At 72.9% G+C, this 10,203-nt stretch carries 10 protein-coding genes; 8 read left to right on the top strand and 2 right to left on the bottom strand.

Annotated features, from left to right (window positions below; genetic code table 11):
• Positions 1 to 2 precede the first annotated feature (2 nt).
• The 7 genes from ACFU5G_RS09375 to ACFU5G_RS09405 are packed head-to-tail and all read left to right on the top strand — an operon-like array spanning position 3 to position 7,436.
• Entirely contained in the window at positions 3 to 479 is a 477-nt protein-coding gene (locus tag ACFU5G_RS09375; RefSeq protein WP_377242978.1) for a GtrA family protein, read from the top strand.
• On the top strand, positions 476 to 1,942 hold the full coding sequence (locus ACFU5G_RS09380; protein ID WP_377242980.1) for a glycosyltransferase: 1,467 nt from the start codon (positions 476 to 478) through the stop codon (positions 1,940 to 1,942). The genes ACFU5G_RS09375 and ACFU5G_RS09380 overlap by 4 nt, the downstream gene beginning before the upstream one ends.
• Positions 1,939 to 3,918 carry an ArnT family glycosyltransferase gene (locus tag ACFU5G_RS09385; protein WP_377242982.1) on the top strand — a complete coding sequence of 660 codons (1,980 nt, stop codon included), beginning with the start codon at positions 1,939 to 1,941 and terminating at the stop codon, positions 3,916 to 3,918. The genes ACFU5G_RS09380 and ACFU5G_RS09385 overlap by 4 nt, the downstream gene beginning before the upstream one ends.
• Positions 3,915 to 4,796: a DUF4397 domain-containing protein gene (locus tag ACFU5G_RS09390; protein WP_377242984.1), complete on the top strand. Its 882-nt coding sequence runs from the start codon at positions 3,915 to 3,917 to the stop codon at positions 4,794 to 4,796. Before ACFU5G_RS09385 ends, ACFU5G_RS09390 begins: the two co-directional genes overlap by 4 nt.
• The gene (locus ACFU5G_RS09395; RefSeq protein WP_377242986.1) at positions 4,796 to 5,965 is read left to right on the top strand and encodes a glycosyl hydrolase family 8; all 1,170 of its coding nucleotides are present in this window, start codon (positions 4,796 to 4,798) and stop codon (positions 5,963 to 5,965) included. The genes ACFU5G_RS09390 and ACFU5G_RS09395 overlap by 1 nt, the downstream gene beginning before the upstream one ends.
• The gene (locus ACFU5G_RS09400; RefSeq protein WP_377242988.1) at positions 5,962 to 6,615 is read left to right on the top strand and encodes a class F sortase; all 654 of its coding nucleotides are present in this window, start codon (positions 5,962 to 5,964) and stop codon (positions 6,613 to 6,615) included. Before ACFU5G_RS09395 ends, ACFU5G_RS09400 begins: the two co-directional genes overlap by 4 nt.
• Before the next feature lie 14 nt (positions 6,616 to 6,629).
• Complete coding sequence (locus ACFU5G_RS09405; protein WP_377242990.1) at positions 6,630 to 7,436, top strand: polyprenol monophosphomannose synthase; 807 nt, start codon at positions 6,630 to 6,632, stop codon at positions 7,434 to 7,436.
• 18 nt (positions 7,437 to 7,454) lie between these two features.
• On the opposite strand, the gene ACFU5G_RS09410 is transcribed toward ACFU5G_RS09405, so the two are convergent.
• Together ACFU5G_RS09410 and sigK are read right to left on the bottom strand one after the other, a co-directional pair.
• The gene (locus ACFU5G_RS09410) at positions 7,455 to 8,237 is read right to left on the bottom strand and encodes an anti-sigma factor domain-containing protein (RefSeq protein ID WP_377242992.1); all 783 of its coding nucleotides are present in this window, start codon (positions 8,235 to 8,237) and stop codon (positions 7,455 to 7,457) included.
• Positions 8,230 to 8,925, bottom strand: a complete 696-nt coding sequence (gene sigK / locus ACFU5G_RS09415; protein ID WP_377242994.1) for an ECF RNA polymerase sigma factor SigK — start codon at positions 8,923 to 8,925, stop codon at positions 8,230 to 8,232. Before sigK ends, ACFU5G_RS09410 begins: the two co-directional genes overlap by 8 nt.
• A gap of 302 nt (positions 8,926 to 9,227) precedes the next feature.
• Here sigK and ACFU5G_RS09420 point away from each other — a divergent pair, with 302 nt between their 5' ends.
• Positions 9,228 to 10,166: a ferritin-like domain-containing protein gene (locus ACFU5G_RS09420; RefSeq protein ID WP_377242996.1), complete on the top strand. Its 939-nt coding sequence runs from the start codon at positions 9,228 to 9,230 to the stop codon at positions 10,164 to 10,166.
• The last annotated feature ends 37 nt before the right edge of the window (positions 10,167 to 10,203 follow it).

A 10,203-nucleotide genomic window follows, 5' to 3' on the forward strand; every position in this document is an offset into this window, starting at 1 on the left:
CCATGACCCTTTCCGCCACGGCACCTCGTGGTCACCTCGCACATCTCCTGTCGGCGGTGCGCTCGGCCGTCCCACAGCTCATCGCCTTCGGCGGCGTGGGCCTCGTGGCATTCGTCGTCGACGTGGGTACCTACAACGCGCTGCGTGCCACCGTGATGACCGACCAGGTCATCTGGGCCAAGGTCGTCTCGGTCACGGTCGCGACGGCCGTGGCCTGGCTGGGGCACCGCTACCTCACCTTCCGCAGCACCCGCCGTCCCACGGTGGCCACCGAGCTGGTCCTCTTCGTCCTGGCGAACGCCGGCGGGCTGCTGATCGCCGCGGGCTGCCTCTTCGTCTCGCACTACGTGCTCGGCTTCCGGTCCACCCTGGCCGACAACATCGCGGGCAACGGCGTCGGCTTCGTGCTCGGCACCGCCTTCCGGTACCTGGCCTACCGGTTCCTGGTCTTCTCCCCGGCGAACGGAGGCACCGCATGACGACGCCGCTCCTCGCCCTGGCGGCCGACGTCGTCCCCGGCCCACTCCTGACCCCCGAGCCCGAGCGGGCACCCGCACCCGCCGACCTGCCCAACCGAGGTGTCGTCGACCCGAACCTGGCCGACGTCGCCCGCGGGGCCGGCGACCTGGACTGGGCTGTCCTGGCCGGGTACACCGCGCTGGTGCTGCTCGCCCTGGCCCTCACGGCGGTCGCGGTGACCACCCTGTGGTGGATGCTCTACGCCTGGCGGTCAAAGGGGACCCTGGAGAGCACCGGGTTCTCGCGGGACCCGCACCCGCCACGGAACACCTTCACCCTGCTGGTCCCCGGGCGGCACGAGGAGGAGGTGATGGGCCGCACGCTCGACACCCTCGCGACCCAGACCCACCCGCACGTGCAGATCATCGCGATCGTCGGGCACGACGACCCGGGGACCGAGGCCGTCGCCCGCGCGGCCGCGGAGCGGCACCCCGACCGCATCGAGGTCGTCGTCGACGACAGCGTCCCGAAGAACAAGCCCAAGGCCCTCAACCGGGCGCTCCCGTTCGCGACGGGCGACGTCGTGGGCGTGTTCGACGCCGAGGACGAGGTGCACCCCGACCTGCTGCGGCACATCGACTCCCGGTTCACCGAGACCGGCGCGCTCGTGGTCCAGGGCGGCGTGCAGCTGATGAACTTCCACACGAGCTGGTGGGCGCTGCGGAACGTGCTGGAGTACTACTTCTGGTTCCGCTCGCGGCTGCACTTCCACGCCGGGGCAAGGTTCATCCCCCTGGGCGGCAATACCGTGTTCGTCCGCCGCGAGGCCCTGATACGTAACGACGGCTGGGACGCCGACTGCCTCGCGGAGGACTGCGAGCTCGGCGTGCGGCTCTCCAGCCAGGGCGCGGAGGTCGCCGTCGCCTACAGCCCGCAGTACGTGACCCGCGAGGAGACCCCGGGGTCGCTCGCCTCCCTGTACAAGCAGCGCACCCGCTGGAACCAGGGGTTCCTCCAGGTGCTGCGCAAGGGCGAGTGGCGCGCGCTGCCCACGCGGTCGCAGCGCGCCTTCGCCCGGTACCTGCTCGCCATGCCGTTCCTGCAGGCCGCCACGGGGCTGCTGATCCCGCTCTCGGTGTGCCTGATCCTGTTCGCGAAGGTGCCCACCGCCGTGGCGCTGCTGACGTTCGTGCCGCTCGCGCCCACCCTGGTCACCGTCGCGGTCGAGGTGGCGGGGCTCGACGAGTTCGGGCGCCTGTACGGCGCGAAGGTCCAGGCCCGGGACTACGCCCGGCTGATCCTCGGGACCATCCCCTTCCAGGTGTTCCTGGCGCTCGCCGCCATCCGGGCCGTGGTCCGCGAGACCCGCGGCGAGCGCGGCTGGGAGAAGACCGAGCACACCGGGGCACACCGCACCGACGAATCCGTGCCGGTACCCGACCAGGCGGCCGAGACCGCCGTGGTCCGGAAGGTGGCGGCATGAGCGCACCGGCGATCACCAGGCCCTCCCCCACCTCCGGCCCGACGACGGCGCACCGCCCCGCGCGGCGCCTGACCGCGTGGGCCCGCCGGCACGCCCGCTCGCTGCTCTGGCTCGCGCCGGTGCTGGTCGTGGGCGCCGTCGTGAACCTCGTCAACATCGGCGGCTCCCCGCAGCGGATCGACGACGAGGGCACCTACACCGCGCAGGCGTGGGCGGTGGCGCACCTCGGCGAGCTCGCGCACTACACCTACTGGTACGACCACCCGCCCCTCGGCTGGCTGCAGATCGCCGGGTACACCCAGCTCACCGGCGCCTTCGCGCGCTGGGACGTCGCGGTGCTGGCCGCGCGCGAGGCGGTGGTCGTCGCGACCCTGATCGCCACGGTGCTGCTGTGGGTGCTCGCCCGCCGCGTGGGCCTCTCCCGCGCCGCGGCGTCTGCCGCCGGGCTGATCTTCGTCCTGTCCCCGCTGGCGGTGCAGTTCCACCGCACGGTCTACCTCGACAACATCGCCGTGCCGTGGCTGCTCGCGGCCTTCCTGCTCGCGACCAACCGGAAGGGGCAGCTCGCCGCGTTCACGGGGTCCGCGGTCGCGTTCGGCGTCGCCGTCCTGACCAAGGAGACGTTCCTGCTGGCCCTGCCCGTGCTGGTCTGGGTGATGGTGCGCTCGGCGCACCGGGAGACCCGCCGGTACACGCTGTCGGTGGCCACCACCGTCCTGGTCCTCATCGGCGGCAGCTACCTGCTGCTCGCCGCGGTCAAGGGCGAGCTGTTCAGCGGGGCGGGCCGCGTGAGCCTGATGGACGGGATCACGTTCCAGCTCGGGTCCCGCGAGGGCAGCGGCTCCCTGACCGACCCCGACTCGCTCCTGAACCGCACGCTCGGCCTGTGGTGGCAGCTCGACCAGGTGATCGTCGTGCTCGGGCTGCTCGCCGCCGTCGCCGGGCTCGCCCTGCCGCGCCTGCGGCCCTACGGCGTGCTCGTGCTGGGCCTGGTGCTCTTCATGCTCCGGCCCGGCGGCTACCTGCCCGTGCCGTACGTGATCGCGCTGCTCCCCTTCGCGGCGCTGCTGATCGCCGGGGTCGTGGACGCCGCGGTCCGCCGGCGTGCACAGCGGCGCGGGCTCGCGACGGGTGTCGTGGCGGTCGCCGCGATCGGCGCGGTGGCCGCGGTGCCGCTGTGGACCTCGCAGCTGCGCGGCTTCCTGCTCGCCGACCTGGACCGGCCGCTGCGCTCCGCGCAGACCTGGCTCGCGGAGAACGTCTCCCGCGACCAGCGGCTGATCGTCGACGACGCGATGTGGGTCGACCTGGTCCGCGCCGGCTGGGACCGGGACAACGTGGTCTGGTACTACAAGCTCGACACCGACCCCGCAGTGCGCGCGGAGTCGCCCAACGGCTGGCGTGACGCCGACTACGTGGTCACCACCGACTCGATGCGCACCTTTCCCGGGGCGTTCCCCGAGGTGCAGCAGGCGATCGACAACTCGGTCGTCGTCGCGTCGTTCGGCGAGGGCGCCCAGGCCGTCGAGGTGCGCCGCGTCGTCGCCTCCGGGACCGACGCCGCCGGCGATGCCCAGGAGCAGGCGGCCGCGGTCCGCGCCGACCTCGGCGAGCAGCTCGCCGCCAACCCGGGACTGCGGCTCGCCGACGCCGACCGCGACCTGCTGCGCGACGGGCAGGTCACCGCCCCTGTCGTGTCGGTGCTGGGCGCGCTCGCCGGGGCGGGCGGCGCGACCGTGTCGGGCTTCCCCGTCGTCGATGGCGAGGAGGGCGGGGCGCTGCGCCAGGTGTCGATCTCCCGGATCGACGGCGGACCCGCCGTCGTGGACGGCGCACCGAGCACGGACGCGAGCGCCCTCGTGGCCTCGCTGGCCGGGGCCTACGCACCCCAGGACGTCCGCGTCAGCGGCGACGCCGTGGTGCTGCGCTACCCGCTCATCAACCTGCAGGACCCCATGGAAAGGAACGCATCATGATGCACTCCCGCACCTCCCGCATCGGGGTGACCGCCGCCGTCGCGGCCCTCGCACTGCTGCCGGGCACGGCCGCCGTCGCGACGGCTGCGTCCCCGGGCGGAGCGACGCCTGCCGGGGCTACGTCTGCCGAGGTCACATCCACCGGAGCCGTCGCCGCGCAGAAGGGCAGCGGCTGGCTGCGCCTCGGGCACCTCTCGCCCGACACCAAGTCCGTGGACGTCAGCGTGTCGGCACTCCGCGGCGGGTCCACCGTGTTCGAGCTCGACGGCGTGGGCTACGGGGACGTCTCCGGCTACGAGTCCCTGCCGACGGGGAGCTACACCGTGAGCATGGTGCCCGCCGGTGCGTCCAGCTCCACCGTGCCGGTGATCTCCGAGACCGTGCGCATCTCCGCGAAGGAGGCGACGACGGTGGCCGCCTACGGGCCGAGCGACGACCTCAAGGTCCGGACCTTCGCCGACGACCTGACCGAGCCGGGCGCCGACAAGGCCCGCATCCGGCTCATCCAGGCCTCGACCACCACGCCCGAGGTCGACGTCACCACCTCCACCGGCCAGGCGATCGTCGAGGGTGCGCAGGCAGGTTCCGCCACCCGGTACGCCGAGATCGACGCCGGGGACTGGTCGCTGGAGCTCACGGGCGGCGACGTGCGGGACACCGCGGACGTCACCGTGCGGCCCGGCAGCGTGACCACACTGTTCGTGCTGGACACCGCCGACGGCGGCCTCACCGTGCAGCCCGTGCTGGACAGCTCCTCGGTGGGTGACGTGCCGGAGGGCGGCGTCGACACCGGCGGCGGCTTCCTCGACAGCGGCTTCCTCGCGACGCTGCCGTGGGCGTCCTGGGTGCGCACCGTCCCGGGTCCGGTGATGACCTGATGCGGCCGGCGAAGGTCGCCGCGGCCGCCGTGGGCGCCGTCGTCGTGGCCGGGGGCGCCGCCCTGCTCGCCGTCGGTGGGGGCGAGGCGCACGACCACGCCGGCCAGGCCGCGCCGTCCGGGTCCGCGCCGTCGATGCTGCCGTCCGGCACCACCGCGCTCGCCGACCTCGACGTCCCGGAGCAGGCCGCCGCATTCCTCGACGGCTGGGTGGACGACGGCCGCGTGGTACGCCGCGACGAGGGCGGCGACACGGTGAGCGAGGGGCAGGCCTACGGCCTGCTCGCCGCCGTGGCCGCCGACGACGAGGAGTCGTTCGACAAGATCTGGGACTGGACCACCGCGGAGCTCGTGCGGGACGACGGCCTCCTGTCCTGGCGCTGGGCCGACGGCGAGGTCGTCGACGACGAGCCCGCGTCGGACGCCGACCTCGACGCCGCGCGGGCGCTCGTGCTCGCCGGGGACCGGTTCGACCGGGACGACCTGCGCGCGGACGGCACGGGCCTCGCGGACGTCATCACCGACCGGCTGACCGTCGAGACCTCGCTCGGCCGCATCCTGCTGCCCGGGCTCTGGGCGGCGGAGCAGGAGCCGTACGCGTACAACCCGAGCTACGCGTCACCGGCGGCCTTCGACCTCCTCGGCGAAGCGACCGGGGACGCCCGGTGGGCCGAGCTGAGTGAAGGGAGCGCTGCGGTGACCGCCGAGCTGCTCGACGCCACGGCCCTGCCGCCGGACTGGGCCCAGGTCCACGAGGACGGCCTGATCGAGCCCATGCCGGGCCCGCTGGGCGGCGGCGACCCCGTGCAGTACGGGTACGACGCGCCCCGGCTGGCGCTGCGCTACGCGGAGTCCTGCACGGAGAGCGACGTGGAGCTCGCCGGCAAGACGTACGCGGCGCTCGACCGCGGCGTCGAGCCCGCGGCCCGGCTCGACCTGGGCGGCGGGCCGCTGACCGAGGACCGGTCGCCGCTGAGCCTGACCGCCCGCGCGGCCGCGGCCGCCGCCGTCGGCGAGGAGCAGGCGGGCCGGGACGACCTGGACGGCGCGGCGGCGCTGGCCACGGACCACCCGACCTACTACGGGCAGGCGTGGGTGGTGCTGGCGTCGGCCATGCTGACGAGCGAGACGCTGGGCGGCTGCGCCCCGCTGCCGGGGGCGGCGTCGTGACGGCCCGGACCGGCTCGCGGCTCGCGGCCGCGGGCCTGGCGGCCACGCTGCTGCTCGGCGGCTGCGCCGGCCCGGGACACCACGCGGACGGGGAGGCCGGCGGGCACGGGGCGGCGTCGGACGCCCCGGACGACTCCTTCGCGGCGGGAGCGATGCAGGACCCCGCCGCCCCCGAGACTGCGGACGGCGCCGAGAGCTCCGAGCCGGTCCGGATCAGCATCCCGTCGATCGACGTCGACGCCGGCTTCGAGCACCTGGGGATCGGGAGCGACGGTCGGCTGGACGCACCCGTCGACTACGACCTCGCAGGCTGGTACGCCGACGGCGTGGAGCCGGGCGACGTCGGGCCGGCCATCGTGGCCGGGCACGTGGACTCCCGGACCGCCCCAGCCGTCTTCGTCCGCCTGGCGGAGCTCGACCCCGGGGCGGAGGTCGTCGTCGAGATGTCGGACGGCGACCTGCTCACCTTCGAGACGACGCGCTCGACCCAGTCCGCCAAGTCGGCCTTCCCGACCGCCGACGTGTACAGCAACGTCCCGGCGCCCGAGCTGCGGCTGGTCACCTGTGCCGGCGACTTCGACTCCGGCAGCGGCCACTACGTCGACAACCTCGTCGTGTTCGCCGAGCTGCGCGACCGCACGACCTCCTGACGAAAGGACGCACCATGCACGACACCCTGGTCATCATCCCCACCTACAACGAGGTCGAGAACCTCGAGCCGATGGTCGGCCGCATCCTCGCCGCGAACGACGCGGTGGACGTCCTCGTCGTCGACGACTGCTCCCCGGACGGCACGGGCGACCTCGCCGACGAGCTCGCAAACCGGCACCCCGAGCTGCACGTGCTGCACCGGGCGGAGAAGAACGGCCTGGGCGGGGCCTATCTCGCCGGGTTCGCCTGGGGCCTGGAGCGCGGCTACGGCGCGCTGGTCGAGATGGACGCCGACGGTTCGCACCAGCCGGAACAGCTCCCGCTGCTGCTCGCGCAGCTCGTGGACCACGACCTCGTGCTCGGCTCCCGGTGGGTGCCCGGGGGCAGCGTGGTGAACTGGTCGCGGCGGCGCGAGCTGCTCAGCCGGGGAGGGAACCTCTACGCGCGCCTCGCGCTGGGGATCGACGTCCGGGACGCGACCGGTGGCTACCGCGTGTTCAGCGCCGCGGCGCTGCGCCGGGTGGACCTGGCGCACGTCGCGTCCCAGGGCTACTGCTTCCAGGTGGACCTGCTCTGGCGGGCGCTGGAGCGGGAGTTGCGCGTGGTCGAGGTGCCCATCACCTTCGTGGAACGCATCCACGGCGAGTCGAAGATGAGCGGGTCGATCGTCTCGGAGTCGCTCGCGCTCGTCACCTGGTGGGGCGTCCGACGCCGGCTCGCGGCGGTCGGTGCGGTCGTGCGCCACGGGCGCCGGCTGCCCTCGGTGCGGGCGCTCTCGCACCGCGTCCTGCCGCCGGTGGGGGCCGCGGCCGAACGGTGAGCCCGGCCGCGGCGCCGGTCAGGTGCCGAGCACGACGACCGGCTCCGTGGTCGGCTGCCGGGAGCCCGCGTCGGGCTCGACCGACACGGCCAGGCCCACGCCGTCGGACCCCCGCACGAGCGACGTGGCCTGGCCGTCCCGCAGGGCGAGCATGCCGGCGGAGGAGACGCTGCCGTCGCCGTCGACCACCCAGAGCTGGTAGCCCTGGCCGGGGGCAGGCTCCGGCAGGTCGTCCGCGCGGAAGAACATGTCGCCGTCGGCGGCCACCATCGACGCCTCGCCGCCCCCCGCGACGGAGCTGCGGAGCACCGAGGCGTCGGGGTCCGCGAGCATCTGCGACACGATGTCGGCCTGCTGGCGCAGCACGTCGCGTTCCGCAGTCACCTGCACCGCCACGGTGGTCGGCACCGCGATGGCCACGGCGGCCGCGACGGACACGGCGGCGAGTCCCCACTGCCGGCGCCGACGTCGGGCGGACAGGTCCACGACGTCGGCGTCGGGCGCCGGGTCGACGTCGGGCCGTGCGGTGGCGGCCGGCTGCCGCGAGGTGACGGCCACCCGCTGGAGCACGCTCACGCGCAGCGCGGCGGGCGGCTCGGCGTCGACCACGAACGCGGCGACCACCTCGCGGTACTCGTCCAGCACCCGGCGCGCGTCGGCGTCCGACGCGAGCAGCCGCTCGGCCGCCCGCTGCTCCGGGTCGTCGAGAGCGTCCAGGGCGTATCCGGGCAGGAGATCCCAGACGTCCGCACGAGTGTTCCCCGGGAGGGCGTTCGTCGGACCGGCGTACTTGTCAGACATGGCGCACCCCCAGGCAGTCGCGGAGCCGGTTGAGGCCGTCGCGGATCCGGCTCTTGACCGTCGGCAGGGCCTTGTCGAGCCGCTCTGCGACCTCGCGATAGGTCAGGCCGCCGTAATAGGCGACCACCACCGCCTCACGCTGCGTCGGGGTCAGGCCCCCGATGCAGCGGCGCACGGCAGAGCCCTCCAGCCGTCGCTCGACGTCCTCGACCACGGTGTCCCGCGCCACCTCGTTGGTGCGCAGGTCCGTGTCCCGCTGATCGCGGTCCCGGCGCGCCTGCTCCGAGCGGACGCGGTCGACCGCACGACGGCGCGCCAGCGTCGCGACCCAGGTACGGGCAGAACCCCGGGCGGAGTCGAACCGCGCAGCGGTCTGCCACACCTCCACCATCACCTCCTGGGTCACCTCGGCCGCATGATCGGGATCGCGCAGCACGCCGAGCGAGGCGCCATAAGCTACCGGACTCAGCACGTCGTAAACGGGCGTGAATGATGCCGGGTCGCCACCGGCGCACGCGACGAGCAGTGCGTCGACGGTGTCATGCGGCGAATTTCGGGTATGTGGTGAAGCCACGGCCTCAGTCTGCCGCACAAATGCCTTTTGCCTCAGAAGAGGTACGGCGAACCCACCACCGGACGTACACTCCGCGATCGCAATCGTGGTCCTCACGTTCTTTCCGGGCTTCATACACCTGATTCCAGCGCAGCGCCTGTCGAGACCTGCACTGGAGGTTCGGCGCCGAGCCGATCCCGGATGGGCTCATATTTTCACCAGAAACCACCAGGAAATGGCCGCCCGGCATTCGAAAAAAGAAAATACGCGCGGAGACCCATCCGAATCCATCCGCACCCCGAACCCATAACGCACCCCTGGGGGTATCGGAAAAATCAAACTCATGGAAAACCCGACAAAGTAGTCACCGGATTGCCTTTGTCGCCGTTTCTCCGGGTGTGTGACGACCCATCCACCACAGTGAAGGGGTACGCACGATGTTCGGCAAGAAGATGGTGGCCGAGATGATCGGCCGCAGCACAACGAGCCAGACCGACCGCCGCAACTTCCTGCGGGCGGCGGGGGTGGGCGGCCTGGGCGTGATCGGCGGCGCCGCCCTCCTCGCGCAGAACCCGTCACGCGCGGCGGCGACCGAGGAGGACGAGGCGATCAACGACGACGCGATCCTGAACTTCGCTCTCCAGCTGGAGTACCTCGAGGCGCAGTTCTACTCCTTCGCCGCCACGGGCCAGGGCATCAACGGCTCACTCACCGGGGGACGCGGAACGATCGGCAGGGTCACCGGCGGCTCGAAGGTGCCGTTCAAGTCCAAGCGGATCCGCCAGTACGCCGAGGAGATCGCCGGGGACGAGCTCGCGCACGTCCGGTTCCTGCGGACGGCTCTCGGCAACTCGAAGACGGCACAGCCCAACATCGACCTGAAGCACAGCTTCACGGCGGCGGCACAGGCCGCGGGCCTGATCGGCGCGGGCCAGACCTTCGACCCGTTCGCGGACGAGGACAGCTTCCTGCTGGGCGCCTACATCTTCGAGGACGTCGGCGTCACCGCGTACAAGGGTGCCTCCCCCCTGATCACCAACAAGACGTATCTCGAGGCGGCCGCGGGCATCCTGGCGGTCGAGGCGTACCACGCCGGGGTGGTCCGTAGCGCGCTGTTCGAGAAGGGTCTCGCGGAGGAGGCCGAGGCGATCTCCTCCGCGCGGGACAGCCTGGACGGCCGGACCGACCTCGACCAGGGGATCACCAAGCGCGGTGACGCCAACCTCGTGCCGGCCGACGTCAACGGCGTCGCGTACAGCCGCACGCCGGGCCAGGTGCTCAACATCGTCTATCTGAACCCGGCCCGGGTAACCCAGGGCGGCTTCTTCCCCGACAGCGTCAACGGCACGCTCCGGGTCAGCGACCGCAACGGCTGAGCCGTTCGCACCTCGGCGGCCGGGTGGGGTCCCCACC

The organism is Promicromonospora sp. NPDC057488 (assembly GCF_042802395.1).
Lineage (GTDB): Bacteria > Actinomycetota > Actinomycetes > Actinomycetales > Cellulomonadaceae > Promicromonospora.

Bases quoted from the DNA above. Each gene is read 5' to 3' on its own strand.
- ACFU5G_RS09395 (WP_377242986.1), top strand. From the start codon at position 4,796: ATGCGGCCGGCGAAGGTCGCCGCGGCCGCCGTGGGCGCCGTCGTCGTG.
- ACFU5G_RS09420 (WP_377242996.1), top strand. From the start codon at position 9,228: ATGTTCGGCAAGAAGATGGTGGCCGAGATGATCGGCCGCAGCACAACG.
- sigK (WP_377242994.1), bottom strand. From the start codon at position 8,925: ATGAAGCCCGGAAAGAACGTGAGGACCACGATTGCGATCGCGGAGTGT.
- ACFU5G_RS09380 (WP_377242980.1), top strand. From the start codon at position 476: ATGACGACGCCGCTCCTCGCCCTGGCGGCCGACGTCGTCCCCGGCCCA.
- ACFU5G_RS09375 (WP_377242978.1), top strand. From the start codon at position 3: ATGACCCTTTCCGCCACGGCACCTCGTGGTCACCTCGCACATCTCCTG.
- ACFU5G_RS09385 (WP_377242982.1), top strand. From the start codon at position 1,939: ATGAGCGCACCGGCGATCACCAGGCCCTCCCCCACCTCCGGCCCGACG.
- ACFU5G_RS09410 (WP_377242992.1), bottom strand. From the start codon at position 8,237: ATGTCTGACAAGTACGCCGGTCCGACGAACGCCCTCCCGGGGAACACT.
- ACFU5G_RS09390 (WP_377242984.1), top strand. From the start codon at position 3,915: ATGATGCACTCCCGCACCTCCCGCATCGGGGTGACCGCCGCCGTCGCG.
- ACFU5G_RS09405 (WP_377242990.1), top strand. From the start codon at position 6,630: ATGCACGACACCCTGGTCATCATCCCCACCTACAACGAGGTCGAGAAC.